Origin of the sequence: Serratia marcescens, from assembly GCF_006715005.1 — a bacterium.
In the GTDB taxonomy this organism is placed as follows: domain Bacteria; phylum Pseudomonadota; class Gammaproteobacteria; order Enterobacterales; family Enterobacteriaceae; genus Serratia; species Serratia montpellierensis.
Genome location: NZ_VFMJ01000001.1, coordinates 1,806,260 through 1,827,940 on the forward strand (window position 1 = coordinate 1,806,260; position 21,681 = coordinate 1,827,940).

21 protein-coding genes are annotated in these 21,681 nt (G+C 61.6%); 14 read left to right on the forward strand and 7 right to left on the reverse strand.

The window, feature by feature from the left end; genetic code table 11:
• The first annotated feature begins 25 nt into the window (after window positions 1-25).
• From mgtS to FHU12_RS08630, 3 genes are all read left to right on the forward strand, one after another.
• Complete coding sequence (gene mgtS / locus FHU12_RS08620; protein WP_004938109.1) at window positions 26-118, forward strand: protein MgtS; 93 nt, start codon at window positions 26-28, stop codon at window positions 116-118.
• Window positions 119-225: 107 nt separating this feature from the next.
• Window positions 226-405, forward strand: a complete 180-nt coding sequence (locus tag FHU12_RS08625; RefSeq protein ID WP_004938106.1) for a hypothetical protein — start codon at window positions 226-228, stop codon at window positions 403-405.
• A gap of 26 nt (window positions 406-431) precedes the next feature.
• Window positions 432-1,808: a cation diffusion facilitator family transporter gene (locus FHU12_RS08630; RefSeq protein ID WP_141968710.1), complete on the forward strand. Its 1,377-nt coding sequence runs from the start codon at window positions 432-434 to the stop codon at window positions 1,806-1,808.
• On the opposite strand, the gene FHU12_RS08635 is transcribed toward FHU12_RS08630, so the two are convergent.
• The 3 genes from FHU12_RS08635 to FHU12_RS08645 form a co-directional block, all read right to left on the reverse strand.
• Window positions 1,751-2,596: an inositol monophosphatase family protein gene (locus tag FHU12_RS08635; RefSeq protein WP_141968712.1), complete on the reverse strand. Its 846-nt coding sequence runs from the start codon at window positions 2,594-2,596 to the stop codon at window positions 1,751-1,753. The genes FHU12_RS08630 and FHU12_RS08635 overlap by 58 nt on opposite strands.
• Before the next feature lie 66 nt (window positions 2,597-2,662).
• A complete protein-coding gene (locus FHU12_RS08640; RefSeq protein WP_141968714.1) occupies window positions 2,663-3,103 on the reverse strand; it encodes a GNAT family N-acetyltransferase in 441 nt (146 codons plus the stop codon).
• Between the two features lie 47 nt (window positions 3,104-3,150).
• On the reverse strand, window positions 3,151-4,881 hold the full coding sequence (locus tag FHU12_RS08645; protein WP_141968716.1) for an ABC-F family ATP-binding cassette domain-containing protein: 1,731 nt from the start codon (window positions 4,879-4,881) through the stop codon (window positions 3,151-3,153).
• Window positions 4,882-5,331: 450 nt separating this feature from the next.
• Between FHU12_RS08645 and FHU12_RS08650 the strand changes: the two genes are divergently transcribed.
• A complete protein-coding gene (locus tag FHU12_RS08650; protein ID WP_185742288.1) occupies window positions 5,332-7,761 on the forward strand; it encodes a DUF3772 domain-containing protein in 2,430 nt (809 codons plus the stop codon).
• Between the two features lie 48 nt (window positions 7,762-7,809).
• Here FHU12_RS08650 and FHU12_RS08655 read toward each other — a convergent pair whose 3' ends face one another.
• The gene (locus tag FHU12_RS08655) at window positions 7,810-7,974 is read right to left on the reverse strand and encodes a hypothetical protein (protein ID WP_223294939.1); all 165 of its coding nucleotides are present in this window, start codon (window positions 7,972-7,974) and stop codon (window positions 7,810-7,812) included.
• A 129-nt stretch (window positions 7,975-8,103) separates the two neighbouring features.
• On the opposite strand from FHU12_RS08655, the gene FHU12_RS08660 reads away from it, so the two are divergent.
• The 7 genes from FHU12_RS08660 (at window position 8,104) to dsdA (ending at window position 14,280) form a co-directional block, all read left to right on the forward strand.
• Entirely contained in the window at window positions 8,104-8,919 is an 816-nt protein-coding gene (locus FHU12_RS08660; protein WP_141968721.1) for an alpha/beta fold hydrolase, read from the forward strand.
• A gap of 55 nt (window positions 8,920-8,974) precedes the next feature.
• A complete protein-coding gene (locus FHU12_RS08665) occupies window positions 8,975-9,436 on the forward strand; it encodes a GNAT family N-acetyltransferase (RefSeq protein ID WP_141968723.1) in 462 nt (153 codons plus the stop codon).
• A 321-nt stretch (window positions 9,437-9,757) separates the two neighbouring features.
• Entirely contained in the window at window positions 9,758-11,212 is a 1,455-nt protein-coding gene (locus FHU12_RS08670) for a sensor domain-containing diguanylate cyclase (protein ID WP_141968725.1), read from the forward strand.
• 71 nt (window positions 11,213-11,283) lie between these two features.
• Window positions 11,284-11,634 carry a DUF1428 domain-containing protein gene (locus FHU12_RS08675; RefSeq protein ID WP_141968727.1) on the forward strand — a complete coding sequence of 117 codons (351 nt, stop codon included), beginning with the start codon at window positions 11,284-11,286 and terminating at the stop codon, window positions 11,632-11,634.
• A gap of 11 nt (window positions 11,635-11,645) precedes the next feature.
• A complete protein-coding gene (locus FHU12_RS08680) occupies window positions 11,646-12,119 on the forward strand; it encodes a VOC family protein (protein ID WP_141968729.1) in 474 nt (157 codons plus the stop codon).
• 25 nt (window positions 12,120-12,144) lie between these two features.
• On the forward strand, window positions 12,145-12,834 hold the full coding sequence (locus tag FHU12_RS08685) for a VIT1/CCC1 transporter family protein (RefSeq protein WP_038871544.1): 690 nt from the start codon (window positions 12,145-12,147) through the stop codon (window positions 12,832-12,834).
• Window positions 12,835-12,942: 108 nt separating this feature from the next.
• Entirely contained in the window at window positions 12,943-14,280 is a 1,338-nt protein-coding gene (gene dsdA, locus FHU12_RS08690) for a D-serine ammonia-lyase (RefSeq protein WP_141968731.1), read from the forward strand.
• Window positions 14,281-14,328: 48 nt separating this feature from the next.
• Here the strand turns inward: dsdA and FHU12_RS08695 are convergent, their stop codons facing one another.
• The 3 genes from FHU12_RS08695 to tet(41) form a co-directional block, all read right to left on the reverse strand.
• Window positions 14,329-15,765 carry a 6-phospho-beta-glucosidase gene (locus tag FHU12_RS08695; protein ID WP_141968733.1) on the reverse strand — a complete coding sequence of 479 codons (1,437 nt, stop codon included), beginning with the start codon at window positions 15,763-15,765 and terminating at the stop codon, window positions 14,329-14,331.
• Between the two features lie 130 nt (window positions 15,766-15,895).
• Window positions 15,896-16,630, reverse strand: a complete 735-nt coding sequence (locus FHU12_RS08700; protein ID WP_141968735.1) for a MurR/RpiR family transcriptional regulator — start codon at window positions 16,628-16,630, stop codon at window positions 15,896-15,898.
• Between the two features lie 257 nt (window positions 16,631-16,887).
• Entirely contained in the window at window positions 16,888-18,069 is a 1,182-nt protein-coding gene (tet(41), locus tag FHU12_RS08705) for a tetracycline efflux MFS transporter Tet(41) (RefSeq protein ID WP_141968738.1), read from the reverse strand.
• Window positions 18,070-18,133: 64 nt separating this feature from the next.
• Here tet(41) and tetR point away from each other — a divergent pair, with 64 nt between their 5' ends.
• The 3 genes from tetR (at window position 18,134) to FHU12_RS08720 (ending at window position 21,679) form a co-directional block, all read left to right on the forward strand.
• Window positions 18,134-18,769 (forward strand): tetracycline resistance transcriptional repressor TetR, encoded by a 636-nt coding sequence (gene tetR / locus FHU12_RS08710; protein ID WP_141968740.1) that lies wholly within the window; start codon window positions 18,134-18,136, stop codon window positions 18,767-18,769.
• Between the two features lie 181 nt (window positions 18,770-18,950).
• Window positions 18,951-19,424 carry a (2Fe-2S)-binding protein gene (locus FHU12_RS08715; RefSeq protein WP_141968742.1) on the forward strand — a complete coding sequence of 158 codons (474 nt, stop codon included), beginning with the start codon at window positions 18,951-18,953 and terminating at the stop codon, window positions 19,422-19,424.
• Window positions 19,421-21,679, forward strand: a complete 2,259-nt coding sequence (locus FHU12_RS08720) for a xanthine dehydrogenase family protein molybdopterin-binding subunit (protein WP_141968745.1) — start codon at window positions 19,421-19,423, stop codon at window positions 21,677-21,679. The genes FHU12_RS08715 and FHU12_RS08720 overlap by 4 nt, the downstream gene beginning before the upstream one ends.
• Window positions 21,680-21,681: the final 2 nt, after the last annotated feature.

Sequence of the window (21,681 nt, forward strand, 5' to 3'; positions counted from 1 at the left end):
TAACATTTAACCTGAGGACAAAATAATGGGAAACATGACTATTTTTATGGGATTCCTGGCAATGATCAGCTCACTGGGTCTGTTGGCGGCCTATATGAGCACCAAATGGGATGATTGATGAACGCTAAAGATCCGCCTAGATGCATCCTCCCCGTAACCGCTATTTATTATGGGGAGGATTTAGCGGCGCGCTGAACGCGCAGCCTGATACGGGAGTTGATAATAATGACGATTCTTATTCTGGGATTGCTCTACGCCATTTTAATGATCTCGGTAGGCGTTAATGAGATTTATTTTTATTCCACCGGGAAATCCAATTTTCTTACTAGCCTCATGCTGACATTTTCTGGCAGTATGCTGCTGATCGCCTTTGTCTGGCAATTATCCTCTAAAGTAAAAAAATAAATCACCGTCCGAATGTGAGCAGCATCATGCAAAATGAAAAACAGGCCGTAGCCAGAAACTCGATGATCGCCAGCGGGTTACTGGCTACGGGCAAGTTCGTCGCCGGCATTTTCACCGGCAGTATTGGCCTGATATCCGAAGGGATCCACTCTTTTACCGACTTTATCGCCACCAGTATCACCTGGCTGGCGGTGCGCATCAGCGATAAGCCCGCCGATGACGATCACCATTTCGGCCACGGCAAGGTGGAAAACCTGGCGGCGCTGTTCGAGGTGCTGCTGTTGCTGGGTGCCGCCGGCTGGATCGTTTATGAGGCGGGCAGCAGCCTGCTCGGGCAGCCGCATGAGATCGTCGCCGCACCGGTGGTGATTGCGGTGTTGCTGATTTCCATCTGCGTCGATTTCTTCCGCGTGCGGGCGCTCAACCGCGTCGCCAAAGCGACCGACAGCGCGGCGCTGGAAGCGGATGCGCTGCATTTCTTCTCCGATATGCTTTCGTCCGGCGTGGTGCTGCTGGGCATGGTGTTTGTGCTGCTGGGCTTTGGCCGCGCGGACGCCATCGCCGCGCTGATCGTCGCCGGCTTTATCTTTGTCGCTGCGATCAAACTGGGTAAACGCTCCTTCGACTCGCTGATGGATGCCGCGCCCGCCGGGGCGACCGAGGCGATCCGTGCCACGCTGGCGCGTTTTCCGGCGGTGCTGGCCTGCGACAGCGTGCGCATTCGCAACGCCGGCGCGGTGCTGTTCGTCGAAATCACGGTGGCGGTGTGCCGCACCTTGCCGCTGGAACGCATCGACGCGCTGAAGCGAGAAATTGTTGAGCGACTGCGGGAGCAATACGCCAGGGCGGAATTCACCGTCATCGCGGTGCCACAGACCCGCAGCGATGAGGACATGGCGACCCGCATTCGGGCGATTGCCGCCAACCACGGCGCGCAGGTGCAGAATGTGACCTTGCAGCAGCTGCCGACGCGTATGGCGATCGGCATGGATTTGGCGGTGCCGGCCAACGCCAGCGTGGCGCAGGCGCATGACATCGCCACGGAGATAGAGGGGATCCTGCGTCAGGCGATCGGTGAAGACACCGAGATAGAGACGCACCTGGAGCCGCAGACGCCGCATTGGCTGACCAGCGAAGATGTCGATGCGACGGAGCTGGCGAATATTCGGCGGATCTTGCAGTCGGCGCTGGAGCAGGGAGAGAGCGTGCAAGACGTACATAACGTCCGCGCGCGCAAGACCGACGGGGGCATCATCGTCAATTTCCACTGCCGGGTGTCGCCGGCGGTCACCATCGCCGCGGCGCACGATGCGGTCGATCGGGTCGAGCGCCGGCTGCGCTCGCTTTATCCGGCCATCACGCGCGCGATAGGGCACGTCGAGCCGATCAAGCCCGGCATTTGAATCAGCTCGGCCAACTGCGGATAGAGCGCCGCGTTGGCCAGCAGCAGCGGGTTGCCGCGCCGCAGCCCGTCATGGTGCATAAAGTCATTCGCCATGCCGCCGGCTTCGCGCGTCAGCACCCAGCCAGGCAGGCTGTCCCAGGCATTCATGTGCGGTTCGTAATAGCCCAGCAGCCGACCGGCGGCCACCTGGGCGGTCATCAACGCGCCGGAGCCGCTGCGCACAAACATTCCTCCCGCCTGCAGCAGGCGACAGAGAAAGCCGCTGAAGTCCGCCGCCGTTGCGCGCGGTGAAATCCCGACGCCCATCACGCCATCCGCGACGCTGCGCCCGGCATGCACGCCGATCGGTTCCCCGTTGAGGAAGGCGCCGTGGCCGCGGCAGGCGCGGAACATCTCGCGGTGGTTGGGATCGTAAACCACGCCGATCGTCGGCTCGCCGTCAATTACCACGCCTATCGCGATACACCAGGTATGCAATCCGTTCAGGAAGCAGGCGGTGCCATCGATAGGATCGACGACCCAAACGCAGGCGGCGTGCTCGCCGCTGCTGCCGCTCTCTTCGCCGAGAAAGCCATCCTGGGGAAACCGGCGATTGATCATGCGGCGGATCAGCGCTTCGACGCGGCGGTCGGCTTCGCTGACCACGTCCTGCAGCCCCTGTTTAAAGTCGACCGCCAGGGTTTGCCGCCGTTGATAAAAGCTGAAAGCGAGATCGGCGGCGGCGCGGGCAATCTCACGCGCGAAGCGGTAGCGCGCCTCGATGTCCCGTGGGGAAAGTGAAGTCATGGCAGGCTCGATAGCAAAAAACGAATCAGCTTACCCTGCCATAAAAGGATGAAGGTAATGTGTCGCTCAGGGCGGCGGGGATGAAAAGCGCAGCTGCATCATGGCATCGGGGGCCGAAAATGGTTGAGTCATGGCCCCGGCCGGTACTACCGAGCGCCAAAACGCCAGCCCGCGCGGATTATCCTGGCTGACCGACAGCGACCAACCGCCGGGATGCCGCGCGAACAAGGCGCGGGCAGCCCGTTGCCCCATCCCGTTGCGTCGCCATTCGGGCTTGATGTAGAACTCCGCCATTTCGACGGTGGCGCTATCGAGACGCCTGACCAACGCGAACCCGGCGGTTTGCCGATCGCTCAACATCAAATAGGGGTAGCGGCCGGCCTCGCGCCAGTAGAGCGGCAAATAGGGGTAATCCCCATCGACGCCCAGCTCGCGCAGGCAATCAGACAGCATGGCCGCCAGCAGCGGCCGCTGCGCGAGTGAGGCCTGCTCAAGGGAAAATGCCATGTCGCACTCCGTCAAAAAACAGGCCGCCGGAGGGCGGCCTGTCAAGGTTAGCCCAGATTCAACCGGGCGGTGATGTCGGCAATCTCGCGGCGCCAGCGCGCCTGAAGCTCCGGTTTCTGGTGCTTCGGCTTGCGCGCCAGGTCGTCCTCCAGTTTGCTTTCGAGGGCAAACAGGGCGGTCAGCAGCGCTTCTTCGCCTTCCAAGCGCTCGTCCGGCGTCGGGGCGTCTGCATCGGCCTTGCCCGCCGTCGGTAGCGCCGGTGCTTCGCCCGCCAGGCGTTGATACACCGGCGCCAGATCGTGCCACTCCTCCAGTTTTTGCTGGTCGATCAGCCAAAAGCGGTTGCAGCTCTGTTCGATCAGCATCCGGTCATGGGTGACCAACATGATGGCGCCGGCGAACTGGCGCAGCGTTTCCGCCAGCTCTTCTTTGCCTGCCATGTCCAGGTGGTTGGTGGGCTCGTCCAGCAACAGCAGCGAATGGTTGGCCAGCGTCAGGCCGACGAACAGCAGCCGCGAACGCTCGCCACCGCTCAGCGAACGGATCTGCTGATGGTGGCGCAGGTAAGGAAAACCGGCGCCGATCAGCGCCATTTTCCGCTGTTCCTCGGTCAGCGGCGCAAACTGTGCCAGCGCTTCGCTCAACGTGTCCTCATCGCGTAGCTGTTGCAGGCTCTGATCGTAATAGCCGATGCGCACGCGCGGATGGAACAGCGCCGGGCGCTGCGTTTGTTGCTGATACTCGCGCCACAGCAAGCGCAGCAGTGACGATTTGCCGCAGCCATTGCGCCCGACGATGGCGATGCGATCGCCGCTTTTCACGCGCAGATGTTCCAGGCTGAACAGCACCGGCGCATCCGGCGCCGGGCGCACGGCCCAGTGCGGCAGCGCCAGCAGGCGATCGGCGTCCAGCGCCTCTCCCTGTAAGCGCAGCCGCCACGGGCTGCCGGCGGTCAGGGTGGTCTGTTCTTCCTTCAACCGATCGACGCGCTTCTCCATTTGCTTGGCTTTGCGCGCCAGGTCTTCGTTGTCATAGACCTTGCCCCAGGTCGCCAGGCGTTTGGCGCTTTTTTCCACCCGGTCGATCTCCTTTTGCTCGGCCTGGTGCCGATGCTCGTCCGCAGCATCCTGTTCCGCCAGTGCGGCGCGCGCAGCGGAGCAGGGCAAACGGAAGAACTGCAGCGTTTTGTCGCGCAGGATCCAGGTGCAGTTGGTCACCTGATCGAGCAGATAGCGATCGTGCGATACCAGCACGAAGCTGCCGCTCCAGCTGCGTAAGAACTGTTCCAGCCACAGCAGCGTGGGCAGGTCCAGGTGGTTGCTGGGCTCGTCGAGCAGCAGCAGATCGGGCTGGCGGATCAGCGCGCGCGCCAGCAGCAGGCGGGTATGTTGGCCGCCGCTGAGGGTGCCGGCGGTCAACGCCCAGCTCGCCGGCTCAAACCCCAACTCGGCAAGCAGCGCTTCACAGCGCCAGCGTTCGCTGAGGTGTTGGCTCGCGGGCAACTGCGCCAGTACCGCATCCAGCAGGGTGCTGGCGTGCAGCTCAGGCGGCAGGTGTTGTTCGATGCGCGCCATCAGACATTGATGTGACAATGTCACCGTTCCGCTGTGGATGGGCAGGGAGCCGCTGAGAATTTGCAGCAGGGTACTTTTGCCGCAGCCGTTGTCGCCGATCAAACCGATGCGATCGCCTTTTTTCAGGCTGAAGGAAATCTCGCTCAGCAGGACGCCGAACGCGTTGTCGTAACCGACAGATTGTGCAGACAGTAATGTGCTCATTGCTTACTCAAGAGTTACAGGCATGACAATGCCTATCGTCAAACATCGCTGACGACAACCCGGTAAGCCGGAGGGAAGATCCTGAATTTTAGTAAGCTTCGCTCAAGCTGGGTTATCGCAGCACGATACCGGTAATGCTTGAGCGGCGACGATTACCAAAGAAGTGTGAGTGAACAACACATTCACACGTCAGCATAGTAAGTCTCCTTTTATTGGTTGCAGGTTAATCGGTGGCAGGAGTATAGAGCGCTTTGTGCCGCGCCGCCAGTGTAAAAGCGCCTGAATAATCAGTAGGCTAAGGAGGGTACGGACGCGTGGCACACAATGGGAATAATTACTGTATTTCGGCCGACATTAAGCAGCTATTATAATTAGCGTTTATGGTTAAGCGACGGTTCATCCGCCGCCTGTTCGTCTGTCTATCAGATAATGATGCTGAGCACTGAATTTATGTTAAAGCCCCGTCCGTTCCTGCTGTTGTTGTTATTGCTGTTGGGTTTGCAGCTGACGCCACTCGGCGCCGTCGCCGCCACCCAGGATGATCCCGCCGCCGAAAGCGCGCCCGATCCCGCCACGCAGCTGAAAGCCGCGCAAAAGCAGTTGGACAGCATGAAGCAGCTGGTTTCCAAAGCCACCACCGACACCCAGCTCAGCAAGCTGCGGCTGGCGACCGACGACTTGGTCGCCAGCATGGATAAATTGTCCGCCGATCTGCAGCCGCTGCAGGAAAAACTGCAGGCGCAGTTGGACGTGCTGGGGCCGGCCCCGGCGGCCGGCGCGCTGCCGGAAACCCCGGCCGTCGCCCAGCAGCGCAATGCGCTGAACAACAGTAAAAAACAGTTGGACGATGCGGTAAAACGCGCGCAGGCCATCAAGACCAGCACCTTCGATCTGGGGCAACAGATCAGCGATCTGCGCCGGGTGGCGTTTAAAACCCAGCTGGCGCTGAATACCGGCAGCATTCTCGGCGTCAAATTCTGGACGCCGGTGGTGCAGCCGTCAGCGGATGACGTCCAGCGGCTGGATCAGTTTAATGCCGAGATGAAAGCAGCCTGGGACGCCAGTTGGCAGGACGAATGGCGTTACGGTACGCTGGCATTGCTGGCGCTGGCGGTGCTCGTCTGGTCCTGGGGGCGCTATTTGTCCGAGCGTTTCCTCGCCTGGGTCAGCATTCGCTTCCTGCCGGACGGGCGCCTGCGCCGCAGCTTTATGGCGATCATCACCGTGGCGGTGACGGTATTCACTACCTCTATCGCGCTGAATCTGCTGTATTACGTCTTTATTCGCGTGCAGCCGCTGCCGGTGATGCTGGAAGACTTCGCCGAAGGCTTTAACCGTCTGGGGATTTTCTGCGCGCTGATCGCCGGGCTGGGGCGTGCGGCGCTGTCGCTGAATCGTCCGTCGTGGCGTTTGGCGTCGCTGGACAATGAAGTGGCCGCCGGGCTGCGTTACTTCTCGCCGCTGCTGGCCGGTCTGGCGCTGGCGTTCGGCACCGTGGAACTGATCAACAACGTCGTCAGCGCTTCATTGGCCACCACCATCTTCGGCAACGGCCTGGTGGCGGGGTTGATCGGCATGGTGCTGCTGGCGGCGCCGCTGCGCGGCCAGCGCATTCGCCGCCGCCTGGAGCAGCAGGGCACGCACCTGGAAAAACGCACGCTGGTCGGCGGGCTGGTGCACATCGTCACCCTGATCTGTTCAGTGGTGATCCTGCTTTCCTTGCTTGTTGGTTACATCGCCTTCGCCCGCTTCCTGACTTACCAGCTGATTTGGGTGGTGCTGGTGCTGATGGCGTTCTACTTTATGGTGCTGTTTGCCACCGATTTGTGCGCCGCGCTGTTTTCGCCGCAGACCGTCAGCGGCAAGATGCTGAAGAAAACGCTCAGCTTCAAGGATCGCCACCTGGAACAGGTGGCGATCATCACCACCGCGCTGGCCAAATGTTCACTGTTGCTGTTGATGATCGTTGCATTGTTCAACGGCTCGTTCGGCAGCACCACGCCGGGGTCGCTGATGGAGAAAATCGTCTCCATCCTGACCGGCGAAGGGTTGCAGCGTTTCAACATCGTGCCCGGCAACCTGCTTAACGCCGTGATTTGCCTGGCGATCGGCATTTACATCCTGCGCGCGGTGCGGCGCTGGCTGGGCTCTGAGCTGCTGCCGAAAACCATTTCGGACATCGGCATTCGTGCTTCGCTGGTGACGTTGTTCAGCAATATTGGCTATGTACTGGTGATTCTGATCACCCTGGCGGCGCTCGGCATCCAGTGGAGCAACCTGGCGTGGATCGTCAGCGCCTTGTCGGTCGGTATCGGTTTCGGTTTGCAGGAGATCGTGAAGAACTTTATTTCCGGCCTGATCCTGCTGACCGAGCGCCCGGTGAAGGTAGGGGATATGATCGGCATCGGCGGTGTGGAAGGCGATGTGCGGCGCATCAACGTGCGCGCCACCGAAATCCAGCTCAGCGACCGTTCCACCATGATCGTACCGAACTCGCAGCTGATCTCGCAGAACGTGCGCAACGCCACCATGGGTAACGCGCAAGGGGTGGTGACCATCGCGCTGACGTTCCCGACCTCCATCGATCCGGAGCAGGTGCGCAATATCTTGCTCAGCGCCTATAACGAGTACGAAACCATTCTGGAAACGCCGGCGCCTTACGTGCGCTTCAGCCAGCTGGGGCCGGACGGCATTATCCTGAGCGTGACCGGCTACGTGCCGAGCCCGCGCATGGTCGGCGCCACCAAGAGCGAACTGCTGTTCAATATCCTCAAACTGTTGCGCGCGCAGGAAGTGAGCCTGTCCAGCCCGCAGGAAGTGGTGTTTATGAAACAGCAGGCGACGCGATATCAGGCCAACGAAGAGGAACACTCCTCCTAATCCAGCCCTGAGGCGGCGGGCCGTTAAGTGACGGCCCGCCGAACGTGGCTAGTACATCGACGGCTCCACCGATTGCGAGCAGTCGCTGTTGGCGCTGGATTTGGTGCAGGTATAAGGCTCATTCGGCGATGCCGACGGCGCATTCGACGGGCCGCCGCCACCGATACATCCGCTCAGCATCAGCATCAAAAACACGAGAATAATCTTCTTCATCTCACCGTCCTCCATTGCGATTCCTCCCTTAAGTATATGTCGGGAAAGCGAACGGCACCGCTCGCCGGTGCGATCTATACTCCTTTGATGACTTTTCGGCGCACAACGGCGGCGAACGGGGAGGGAAAGATGCAAACCGACGACGATTTGGCTCACTTTGCCGCGCAGGGTGCGCCGCCGTTGCCGCCCTGTTCCAGGCAGGGGGCTGTCGAACATGACGGCGCGCGCATCTGGTATGCGGCCTATGGCGCGGATCCGACGGTGATCCTGCTGCACGGCGGCCTGGGCTACAGCGGCAACTGGGGGTATCAGCTGCCGACGCTGCTGGGCGCCGGGTATGGCGTGCTGGTCATCGACAGCCGCGGGCACGGGCGCAGCACGCGTGACGCCCGGCCTTACCGTTACGCTCGCATGGCCGATGATCTGTTGGCGGTGATGGACGCGTTGCGGATCCCGCACGCCGCGCTGGCGGGCTGGAGCGATGGCGCCTGTGTTGCGCTCATCGCCGCCCACCGGGCGCCTCAGCGGGTGGACGGCGTTTTTTTCTTCGGCTGCAATATGGATCCCAGCGGCGTTAAACCACCGGCACCCAGTCCCCTCGTCGAACGCTGCTTTGCACGTCATGCGCAGGACTATGCCGCCTTGTCGCCGACGCCGGAGAGGTTCGATGAATTCGTCGCTGCCGTCAGTCTGATGATGAGCAGCCAGCCGAACTACAGCGCGCAGGAGTTGGCGGCCATACGCGCGCCGGTGACGGTCGTTCACAGCGAGCACGATGAGTTTATCCGCGCCGAGCATGCCGCCTACCTGAGCCGCAGCATTCCCGGCGCCCGTCTGATGACGCTGCCGGGCGTCAGCCACTTCGCGCCGCTGCAGCGGCCGGCATTGTTCAACCACGCGCTGTTGGATTTTCTCGCCGATGTGCTGCCGCCGCCTGCGCGCTGACGTGCGCTGTTCTATGCTGGAGGCGGGGCATTTTGACATCATCGAAGAGGACATCATGAGTGAAAGCATCGTGGTCAGGCCGCTGGAAGCGCGGGATTACGCCGCCTGGCTGGCGCTGTGGCAAGGGTATAACGCATTTTACGGTCGTGAGGGGGCAACGGCGCTGCCGGACGAGGTAACGCAGACCACCTGGCGGCGTTTTTTCGACGCCTACGAACCGATTCTTGCGCTGGTCGCAGAGCAGCAGGGCCAGGTGGTCGGATTGACGCACTATATCCTGCACCGCAGCACCTCTCAGCTGCAGCCTAACTGTTATCTGCAGGATCTGTTCACCGCGGAGGCGGTGCGCGGCAAAGGGGTAGCGAGGGCGCTGATCGCGGCGGTCTACGAGCGTGCGCAGCAGCTGGGGCTGCCGCGCGTTTATTGGAATACCCACGAAACCAACCAGACCGCCATGCGGCTGTACGACAAGGTGGCGGAGCGCTCCGGTTTTGTGATGTACCGCAAGGCGCTTTGACGCCAGGCGAAAAAATCTCCGCACATTGCCCAATCTTATTTTACTTTTTATGAAAAAGACGGCGGTTTTTGCCGGTAACAGACCGGCTGGGGCGCGGAATGCTCAGAGTGGCGTGGCCGCTTCAGCAGTTTCTGCGCCAGACAGGCGAGTTTCGTCAATATATTGATACACAAATATATTTTTCCTTGATGAATAAACAGGTGTCCGGGCCGGCAAAACTGGCAATAATAGGCGGGTCGGCCGTTTATCTTCTCCTCAACGTCGACGGTTGTGACACGCAAAGACTGTCACCTTACGCTAGCGGAAGTCTCTGGATCCAAGATGCAAACCACCTCGTTGTCCGATACCCGGAAAATCTGGCCCGCGCTCAGCATTTTTTTGCTGGTGTTCGCGCTGTGTCTGCTGGGCATCGTGAGCCGGCCCGGCAGTTTTCTGGCGATATTCTGGCCGGCTAACGCCGTGCTGCTGGCCGTTTTGGTGCGCCGCCCGCAGTGGGCGACGCGCGCCGGCTGGGGAATGGCGGTGCTGGGCTACCTGGCGGCGGATCTGTTGACCGGCAGCGCGTTGGAGAAAGCGCTGCTGCTGAACGCCGCCAATCTGGCCGGCGTGGTGGTGGGCTATCTACTGTTCATGCGGCTGTCGCCGCCGGCGCGCACGCTGCAACGCGGCGCGTCCAGCATGTATCTGTTCGGTATCTGCCTGGCCGCCGCCGCCGCGACCGGCGTGGTGGGGGCCGTTGCCTCGCAGTGGCTGTTCGGCCGGCCCTATTTAACTTCGCTGGCGCTGTGGTTCTCCTCTGAATTCACCAACTACGTCACGCTGATGCCTTTCATTCTGGTGTTTCCCGCTGATTGGCGACATCGCCTGCGCGCGGCCTGCGCCATGTTGATGCAGCCCGGTCGATGGCCGCAGGCGGGGGGGAAACTGGCGGTGTTGGCGCTGCTGGCGCTGGCGGCGGTCTGCAGCGTGCTGATCGGCGGCCCCGGCGCGGTGATCTTCCCGATGCCGGTGCTGCTGTGGTTGGCGATGTCCTTTTCGCTGTTCAGCACCATGATCGCGGTGCTGGTTTATGTGCTGTGGTGCCATCTGGCGATCGATTTCGGGTTGCTTAGCACCACGCTCGACATGAAGGTGCTGCAGAACGCGGTATCGATGCGCTTGGGTATTGCGCTGCTGGCGCTGGGGCCGATCGCCGTCGCCAGCATGAACTATGCGCGCAACGCGCTGCTGCGCACGCTGGAGCACGTAGCGAATCACGATGCGTTGACGCACGTGTTGACGCGCAATGCGTTTATGCAGCGCGGCGAGCGGGTGATCGACCAGAAAGGCGAGCTGGTGTGCGTCATGATGCTCGACATCGACTATTTCAAATCGATTAATGATCGTTTCGGCCACGACGGTGGCGATCAGGCGCTGATGGCGTTTACCCGCGCCATCGCCACCGATCTGAACGTCAACGATCTGTTCGGCCGCATGGGCGGTGAAGAGTTCGCCATCGTCTCGACGCTCGGCCAGCCGCAGCAGGGATTGCAGTTGGCCGAACGGCTGCGGCAACGCATTGAGGCGGAATCGATCACCATGCCGGCCGGCCATCCGCTGCAGATCACCGTCAGCATTGGCATGGTGACCTGCCCAGGCGGTTCCGGCCATAGCCTGGCTGACCTGCTCAAACTGGCGGACCTGGCGGTATACAAAGCGAAAAATGCCGGCCGTAACCGGGTTGCCACGCCGGAATCTTACCCGCCCAACGATCCGAGCCACACGCCCGCCGTCTAAACTGGTAGGAGGCACGGGCAACGTCGCCCGTGCTGAACCGACGGTCCTTAATCAGACAAGAGGATACCAGGATGAAATACGTAGACGGGTTTGTGGTGGCGGTGCCGGCCGCCAACAAGGAGGCTTATCACCGGCTGGCGGCCGCTGCGGCGCCGCTTTTCAAAGAGTTTGGCGCCACGCGTATCGTGGAGTGTTGGGGCGATGACGTGCCCGACGGCAAACTCACCGACTTTCGCGGCGCAGTGAAGGCGCAGGAAGGCGAAGTAGTGGTGTTCAGTTGGATAGAGTCCCCCTCCAAGGCAGTGCGCGACGCCGCCAACGCCAAAATGATGAACGATCCACGCATGAAGGCGCTGGGCGAGATGCCGTTCGACGGCAAACGCATGATCTTTGGCGGGTTCGCGCCGATTCTCGATGCCTGAAGGAGGCGCAGATGGCCAGAATTACGCAACATCTGTGGTTTGAAAAAGACATGGAAGCGGCGCTGAATTGCTACATCGCGCTGATCCCCGGTTCGTCCGTGAACTGGTTTTCCGAGCTGCCGGCGGATACGCCGAGCGGCCCGGCCGGCAGCGTGAAGCTGGCTTCTTTTACCCTGGGCGACCAGCGCTATGCGGCGATCGAAGCCGGGCCGTTGGATCCGTTCAATCACAGCTTTTCCGTGATGGTGGAATGCGACGATCAGGCGGAGGTCGACCGGCTGTGGGATGCGTTGAGCGAGGGCGGCGAGGCGGAGCAGTGCGGCTGGTTGCGCGATCGCTGGGGATTATGCTGGCAAATTGTGCCGCGGCGCCTGACCGAGTTGATGAACGATCCTGACGCCGCCCGCGTGCGGCGAGTCACGGAAGCGATGCTGCTGATGGGCAAAATCGACATTGCCGGCCTGGAAGCGGCGGCACGAGACTAGCAGCAAGAAAACGGGGAGAGAAAGGATGCATCGAGAGCGGCACAGTATTGAACGCATCGGCTGGCTGCGGGCGGCGGTGCTCGGCGCCAACGACGGCATTGTCTCAACGGCCAGCCTGCTGCTGGGCGTGGCGGCGGCCAGCGCCTCGCATTCCGCGCTGATGATCGCCGGTGTCGCCGGGTGGGTGGCGGGCGCAATGTCGATGGCTACCGGCGAGTATGTGTCGGTCTCGTCGCAGGCGGATACCGAAAAGGCCGCGCTGGCCGAGGAACAGGCGGAGCTGCTCGAAGACTATCCGGGGGAGTTCCGCGAACTGACGTCTATCTACGTGCATCGCGGGTTGGACCCGGCGCTGGCCCGGCAGGTGGCGGAAAAGCTGATGGCGCATGATGCGCTGGAGGCCCACGCACGCGACGAACTGGGCATTTCCGCCGCCACGCGCGCCCGGCCGCTGCAGGCCGCGTTGGCATCGGCCCTCAGTTTCTCCCTCGGCGCGCTGTTGCCGCTGCTGGTAGCGCTGTGGGTGCCGGTTGCCTGGACGCGGCCGGCGCTGGTGGCATCGGCGTTGATTTCCCTCGGCATTCTCGGCGGCATCGCCGCGAAAACCGGGGGGGCGCCGATCTTGCCGGGGGTGGCGCGTATCCTGATCTGGAGCGCCCTGGCGATGGCTGTCTCCTCCGGCGTCGGCATGCTGTTCGGCGTCGCGGCCGGGTAACGCCGCGCTTGCATCAATCTGTTGCACCTCAAGTTCAGTATTTATCATTTGTCAGCCGCCGGCGTTCAAGGCATGGTGACGGCAACGCCAAATCAGTCAGGGACATTTATGCAAAAATCACAGATTCAACCGTGGGTTGCGCAGCATCCGCTGTTGCAACGAATGGTCGCCCTCGAGCCGATCACCTGGCTCAATCCGCGCGCGACAACGCTGGCCGCAGGCTTGCCCCATGTCGGTCTGACCGCCGCCGACGTCGCCGAAGCAGAGCAGCGCCTGGCGCGCTTCGCGCCTTATCTCGCCGCGGCCTTCCCAGAAACCCAGTCCTCTGGGGGAATTATCGAATCCGAGCTGGTGGCGATCCCCGCCATGCAGCAGGCGTTGGATCGGCGCTATGGGCTGCGGCTTGGCGGGAAGCTGCTGCTGAAAAAGGACAGCCATCTGCCGATTTCGGGCTCAATCAAGGCGCGCGGCGGCATCTATGAGGTGCTCACGCACGCGGAGAAACTGGCGCTGGAGGCGGGGCTGTTGCAGATCGGCGACGACTACGCCCGGCTGTTTTCCGATGAGTTTCGTCAGTTCTTCAGCCATTACCGCATCGCCGTCGGATCGACCGGCAATCTGGGATTATCCATTGGCATCATCAGCGCCCGACTGGGGTTTGACGTCAGCGTGCACATGTCGGCGGATGCACGGGCGTGGAAGAAGCAAAAGCTGCGCGATAACGGCGTCACGGTGGTGGAGTACGCCGAAGATTACGGCGTGGCGGTCGAGCAGGGGCGCAAACAGGCGGCAAACGATCCGCGCTGTTTCTTTATCGATGATGAAAACTCGCAAACTCTGTTCCTCGGCTACGCGGTGGCCGGCGGCCGCCTGAAGCGGCAGTTCGCCGAACAGGGTATCGTGGTGGACGCGCAGCATCCGCTGTTCGTGTATCTGCCGTGCGGCGTCGGCGGCGGGCCGGGCGGTGTGGCGTTTGGCCTCAAGCTGGCGTTCGGCGATCACGTTCACTGCATTTTCGCCGAGCCGACCCATTCGCCCTGCATGCTGCTCGGCGTCTACAGCGGGCTGCATGACGGCATTGCGGTGCAAGATCTCGGCATCGATAACCGCACCGCGGCGGACGGGCTGGCGGTGGGGCGCGCCTCCGGCTTCGTCGGCCGGGCGATGGAGCGCCTGCTGAGCGCGTTTTACACCCTGAGCGACGAAGAGATGTTTGCGCTGCTCGGGTTGTTGGACAAGCACGAGCATCTTCAGCTGGAGCCGTCCGCGCTGGCGGGCATGGCCGGGCCGTGGCGCGTTGCAGCCCATGCGAAGGCGTTCAGCGAGCAAGGCATCAGCGCCGAGAGTCTGGCGCAGGCGACGCATCTGGTGTGGGCGACCGGTGGCGGCATGGTGCCGCCGGCGGAAATGGCGACGTATCTCGCCGCCGGGCAGACGGCGGAATAAGGCGCAGTAAAAAGGGGCGAAAATCGCCCCTGATTGTCTGCCGTGCGGTTACAGCTGTTCGCCGTTGCTGGCGATCACCCGGCGGTACCAGTCGAAGCTCTTCTTACGCGAACGCTCGAGCGTGCCGGTGCCGTCGTCGTGTTTGTCGACGTAGATAAAGCCGTAGCGTTTGCTGTACTCGCCGGTGGTGAATGACACGCAGTCGATGCAGCCCCAGGGGGTGTAACCCATCAGATCCACGCCGTCTTCAATCACCGCTTTCTTCATCTCTTCGATATGGGCGCGCAGATAGTCGATGCGGTAGTCATCGTTGATCTGGCCGTCCGCTTCCACCTTGTCGAAGGCGCCGAAGCCGTTTTCCACGATAAACAGCGGCTTCTGGTAGCGTTCATACAGCACGTTCAGCGAATAGCGCAGCCCGACCGGATCGATCTGCCAGCCCCAGTCAGAGGCTTTGACGTGCGGGTTGGGCACGTTGCCCGGGAAGCCGAACATGCCGTCGCTGCCGTCCACCGCGTCGGCCTGCAGGGCGTTGCTCATGTAATAGCTGAAGCCGATGTAGTCGGTGCAGCCCTCGCGCAGGATCTGCGCGTCCTGCGGCTGCATCTCGATTTTCAGCCCTTTGCGTTCCCAATCGCGCAGCAGGTAGCTGGGGTAGTAGCCGCGCATCTGCACGTCGGTATACAGATAGCGCTGGTGCATCGCCTCGACGGCGTACATCACGTCGTCCGGCTTGCAGGAATACGGGTAGAACGGCACGCAGGCCAGCATGCAGCCGATCTTGAATTCCGGGTTGATCTGATGACCGAGTTTGACCACCTGCGCGCTGGCGACGAACTGGTGGTGCAACACCTGGTACAGCGCCTGTTCCGGGTTGTCTTCCTGGGTGTAATCCACGCCGGAACAGCAGTAGCCGAACAGCGGGTAGCGGTAGTTGCTCTGGTTGTTGATCTCGTTGAAGGTCATCCAGTACTTCACTTTTTCGCGGTAGCGACGCATCACCACCTCGCTAAAGCGCACGAAGAACTCCACCACCCGGCGATTTTTCCAGCCGCCGTAGGCTTTCACCAAATGGTAAGGCATTTCGAAGTGGGACAGGGTGATCACCGGCTGGATGCCGTATTTCAGCAATTCGTCGAACAGGTCGTCGTAAAACTGCAGGCCGGCCTCGTTCGGCGTCGCTTCGTCGCCGTTAGGGAAGATGCGCGTCCAGGCGATCGAGGTGCGGAAGCACTTGAAGCCCATCTCGGCGAACAGCGCCACGTCCTGCTTATAGCGGCCGTAGAAATCTACCGCTTCGTGGTTGGGGTAGCGATAGCCATCGAGCACGCCGTCGGTCATCACGCGATCCACGCCGTGCGAGCCGCCGGACAGCACGTCGGCGATGCTGGGCCCTTTGCCGCCCCGATCCCAACCGCCTTCAACCTGGTGCGCGGCGACCGCGCCCCCCCACAGAAAATCCTTCGGCAACTGTTTCATCGTCAATGTCTCATCGGTTTATTTAATGAAGGGTAATAACGCTGCGTTGAGAATAGAGTAGCAAGACCGAAAGAAATGTCACGATATAACAAATCACCGTGAAAAGTGATTTGTCACAATAAAAAAACAGCCTGTTTTATTTTGCCGGATTAATATGCCCGAGCCGTTTACCGATGGTTTCAATAATGTAAAGCACGGGGATCTGCGTGGTGATATTGTGATGCCCGCCAATCAAATGCTGCGGAACGTGGTAGGAGAGGTTGAAGTCCGCCAGCCGCGCCAACGAAGAGGTTTCGTTATTGGTGATGCTGATGATCTTGCAGTGATGCAGGCTGAATTGGCTGGCCAGACGCAGGATCTCTTCGGTCTCGCCGGAGACCGACAGCATGATCGCCACCGCGTTTTTATACATGTCGCTGTTGACGGGATAATAAGGATCGTCGATATGGGTGCTGAATTTCCCGACGTTGGAAAAGAAACGCGCGCCATATTTCCCCAATGCGCCCGACGTACTGATGCCGACGAAAATAATCCGCTCGGCGGCGGCGATATGTTGCACCGCCTGATCGATCAGCTGATTAAATTCATCGTTGCTGACGCTTTTAAAAAAGCTAAGGATTTCACCGATGCCGGAATCGACCGGCGGCGCATCGCTTTGTTCCAGGTACAGCTTGAAACGGATGCGAAACTCCGAATAGCCGTCACACCCCATTTTCTTGCAAAACCGCAGCACGGTGGTGGTGGAGACGCCGGCGGCCTCGGCCAGCTCGCGGATGGTCATGTACATCACTTGATTCTTGTGTTTGCTGACGTAGGTATAAACCATCAGCTCCAGGGCGTTGAGCTCGGCGATTGCTTTATGGGTAAACATGAGTCGTTCCGGCGGCTGAAAACGGGAAGCTTATCTGCGGGTTAACATAACAAAATTCACCGCCGCTGGCACTGCCGCACCAAAAGAAAAGCCGCACCAGTCAGGCGCGGCCCAGGGTTCACGACGAACAAATAAAGCAAAACGTTCCGGAAGACATGCCATGAAAACGCGTTTCATCACACCGGGTTAGCATAGGTCAGCGGATCCCGGCGGCAAAATGCCGGTTTCTGCTTTCTAAAGTGAAAGATCGGCAATAGTTATGGCGTTGCATCCCTGCCGCGCGATCGCGCCAGCAGCGGGGGCACCACCAGGTACAGGGCGGCGGCCAACGCCCAGACCAGACCGGGCCAGACATCGCGCGTGGCGGCATACAGCGCCGTCGCCACCAGCGGCCCTGCGACGCCGATCAGGCTGCCCATGCTGGCCAGCGTCCCTTGTAGCTCGCCCTGGTGATCATCGTCCACCTTATGCGCCATCAACGCCTGCAGCGCGGGCAACGCCATGCCGCCCGCGGCGAAGAACGGCAGCAGGGCAAACGGCGCCCAGCCGCGCGTGGCGATCGATAACAGCACCAGGCCCACGGCGTCGGCGGCCAGACCGATCAGCAGCGCCTTGCGCTCGCCGAGCCGCGCGACCAGCGGGCCGATGGCAAAGGCCTGCGACAGCGCATGGCAGGCCCCGTAACCGGCCAGCGACAGGCCCGCCACCATCATGCTCCAGCCGAAACGATCCTGACCGTATAAAATCCACAATGTGGCCGGCGCCTGCGAAACCAGCGCCATGATCAGGTAAATGCCGGCCAGCGGCAGCAGGCCAGGCTTGCCGTGCAGCCGTCGCAATGACGAGAAGGGATTAAGGCGCATTTTCTCGGCGGCGCGGGCGCGCGGTTTGCGCGATTCGGGCAGCAGGAAAAACGCCATCATCAGGTTGAGGCCGTTCATCACCGCCGCCGCCAGGAAGGGCGCATGCAGATGCCATTCGCCCAGCGAGCCGCCGAGCAGCGGGCCGACGATAAAGCCGACGCCGAACACCGCGCCCACCAGGCCGAAACGCCGCGCGCGCTGGCCGGCGGGAGTGATATCGGTGACATAAGCGGTGGCGACCGCCATGTTGGCGCCGGTGATGCCCGCCAGCAATCGCCCCAGATAGAGCCAGGCCAGCGTCGGCGCGAACGCCATCAGCAGGTAGTCGGCCGCCGCGCCGGCGAGCGAAATCAACAGCACCGGCCGCCGCCCGAAACGATCGCTCAGCGCGCCGAGGATCGGCGAAAACAGGAATTGCATCAACGCATAGGCCGCCAACAGAGCGCCGTAATGCACGCTGCCGGCATCAAGACCGCCCAGCGAGCGCAACAGCGCCGGCAGGATAGGCATGATCAGACCGATGCCCACCGCATCCAGCAACACCGTCAACAAAATAACCAGCATGGGTTTTTTCAAAATTGTGACTCTAACAGTGATAGAGTATGAAGTATTCCATAGTTACCCTATCAGTGATAGAGAGATGAGCGAAAAAAACACTGCGGCGCGTTTAACGCGTGAAACCGTCCTGCGCGGGGCGCTGGCGTTGCTGGATGATATCGGCATTGATGCCCTGAGCACCCGTCGCCTGGCGCAACATCTAGGCGTGCAATCTCCCACGCTCTATTGGCACTTCAAAAACAAGGCCGAACTGCTGAAGGCGATGGCGGAAACCATCATGTTGGATCACCGCGAAGAGGTGCCCGCCGACATGCCCTGGCAGGCCTGGGTGACCGCCAATGCGATCAACTTCCGCCGCGCGTTGTTGGCCTACCGCGACGGGGCGCGCCTGCACGCCGGCACCCGGCCACAGGAACCGCAATTCGCCATCATCGAGGCCAAGGTGGCGCTGCTGTGCCGGGCGGGCTTTACGCCGGAACGCGCCGTTAATTTGCTGTTCGCCGTCGGGCGTTTCGTGGTGGGTTGGGTGCTGGAAGAGCAGCAAATGCAGCCCGATGATGCACTGAACGAAGCCGATCGCCGGCGCTACCCGCTGCTGTGTGGAGGCTGGGAAAAGCTGCAGGAGAAGGGGGCAGACGCGCTGTTTGAAGCCGGTCTCCGGCTGTTGGTCGACGGCGCCGATGCCGCATTGATGAATGATAATAATCACGGCCGGTAATCATAACACAGGGCTTATCTATAGGAAATTTATAGAAAATACCCACTTTTCGTTAAAGCCATGGCGGCTACATTCCCTTAACATTATCAAGTCTTTTGATGATAATTATTAGCACGCTGCGAAATCATTCATCGTAGTGATGTTACGGATTAAATCCGTTTGCTTAAGGGATAGTTTCACCATGGAAATCAATGTTAATGGCCGGGTGGTTCCACTCGGCAATCTCGCGCCCGACACCCCGCTGCTGTACGTTTTACGCAACGATCTGCAATTGAACGGCCCCAAATACGGCTGCGGCCTGGGCGAATGCGGCGCCTGCACGGTGCTGATCGACGGCGTCGCCGCGCGCTCTTGTTCAATGCCACTGTCCGCCGTCGGAAACAAATCCGTCACCACCCTGGAAGGTCTGGGCACACCGGAGGCGCTGCATCCGGTGCAGCAGGGGTTTATCGATGAGCAGGCGGCGCAGTGCGGTTACTGCACCAACGGCATGATCATGACGCTGGTCGCGTTGTTCGAACGCGAGCCGGAGGCGGACGAACAAACCATCAAGAAAGAGTTGGCCTACAACCTGTGCCGCTGCGGCACTCACCTTGAGATCTTGCACGCCGCCGAGCGCGCCCGCGATCTGCTGGCCGAACGGAGGCAAGCATGAGCCGCCTCGAACTGACCCGTCGCCAGCTGCTGCAGGCCGGCGGTGTGGTGATGGTCAGCAGCCTGCTGCCCGCGCCGTTTAACGCCTTCGCCGCCGAGGCGGTTGCATCGCCTGCCGATCTGCCGCTGGATCGGGTGGACAGCTTTATCAGCCTCACCGCAGACGGCCGGGTGACGGCCTTCAATGGCCACGTCGATCTGGGTACCGGCATTCGCACCGCGCTGGCGCAGATCGTCGCCGATGAAATTTGCGTGCCGTTCGAGCAAGTCACGATGATCCTTGGCGATACGCAACGCACGCCGGATCAGGGGCCGACTATCGCCAGCGCCACCATTCAGGTGACGTCGGTGCCGCTGCGACAGGCGGCGGCGCAGGTGCGGTACATGCTGACGGCGTTGGCGGCCAAAGCCTTCGAACTACCGGCCGAACAGCTGACGGCGGCGGCGGGGCAGGTATTTGTGACCAAAAACCCGGGGCGCTCACTGAGCTATGCGCAGCTGGCGAGTGGGCAGAATCTGCACGTGATGCTGGATAAAAACGTTCAGTTGAACAGCGAACACCAGAATCGCTACGTCGGCCGCGCCGTTGCCCGGGTCGACATTCCGGCCAAAGTGAGCGGTGGGCTGACCTACGTGCACGACCTGCGCTTGCCCGGCATGCTCCATGGCCGGGTAGTGCGGCCGCCTTACGTTGGCGCCGACAGCAGCGCGCCGTTGGGCGGTGGCCTGCTGTCGGTGGATGAAAATTCGATCGCGCACCTGCCGGGCATCGTGAAACTGGTGGTGATCAACGATTTCATCGGCATCGTGGCCGAGCGCGAGGAGCAGGCGATCGCCGCCATGCGCCAACTGAAAACCACCTGGAAACCCTGGGCCGGATTGCCGGATCTGTCGCCGGAAGCGCTGCCCACCGCGCTGGAGGCCAATCCGAAAACCGACCGCGTGCTGCGCGACGACGCGGGCACGGACGCCGCGCTGGCGGCGCTGCATACCGACGTGCAGGCCGACTATGTCTGGCCCTACCATCAGCACGCCTCGATCGGCCCTTCCTGCGCGGTAGCGGAGGTCAAAGACGGGCGGGCGCAGGTGTGGTCCGGCACGCAAAACCCACACGATCTGCGCAAAGACATCGCCACGCTGCTCGAGCTGCCGCCTGGTCAGGTGCACATCACCCGCATGGAAGCCTCCGGCTGCTATGGCCGCAACTGCGCCGACGACGTCTCGGCGGACGCGGCACTGCTGGCGCGGGCCACCGGCCGCCCGGTGCGGGTGCAGCTGATGCGCGAACAGGAGTCCGGCTGGGAACCGAAGGGCACCGGCCAGCTGATCCGGGTGCGCGGCGGCCTTGACGCGCAAAATCGGGTGGCGGCCTACGAATTGAAAACCAGCTATCCCTCCAACAATGCGGTGACCTTGCCGCTGGTGTTGACCGGGAAGGTGGCCAACCGGGCCGACGTGCAACAAATGGGCGATCGCACCGCCATTCCGCAATACGCGTATCCGCACATGCGGGTGATCTGCCAGGACGCTGCGCCGATCGTGCGGGCTTCGTGGATGCGCGGCGTTTCAGCGTTGCCCAACGTGTTCGCCCATGAGTCCTGGATCGATGAGCTTGCCTGGCGCGCCGGCGAGGACCCGATCGCGTTTCGCCTGCGTTACCTGAACGATCCGCGTGCGGTGGCCTTGATTGAGGCCTTGAAACGGCAGGCGAACTGGCAAGACGGCCCGGCGCACCGGGCGCGCGCCGCCGGCGCCGAAGTGGTGAGCGGCCGCGGCTTCGCCTACGCGCGCTATTTCCACAGCAAATTCCCCGGATTCGGCGCCGCCTGGGCGGCCTGGGTGTGCGATCTCAGCGTCAACCGTCGCTCCGGTCAGATCACGCTCGATAAAATCTTCGTGGCGCATGACTGTGGCCGCATGATCAACCCGGCCGGGGTGCGCCATCAGGTGCACGGCAACATTATCCAGTCCGCCAGCCGGGTGCTGAAAGAGTTTGTGACCTTCAACGAGACGGGGGTGACGTCACTGGACTGGGGCGGCTATCCGATCCTGCGCTTCGACGAATTGCCACAGATCGATATCCAGCTGATCGATCGCCCGAACGAAGCGCCGATGGGTGCCGGAGAGTCTGCCTCGGTGCCGAGTGCGGCGGCGATCGGCAACGCGCTGTTTGACGCGCTTGGCGTGCGCCTGCGCGAGGTGCCGTTCACGCCGGCGCGGGTGCTTGCCGCGCTGCGCGCTCAGGCCGGCCATTAACC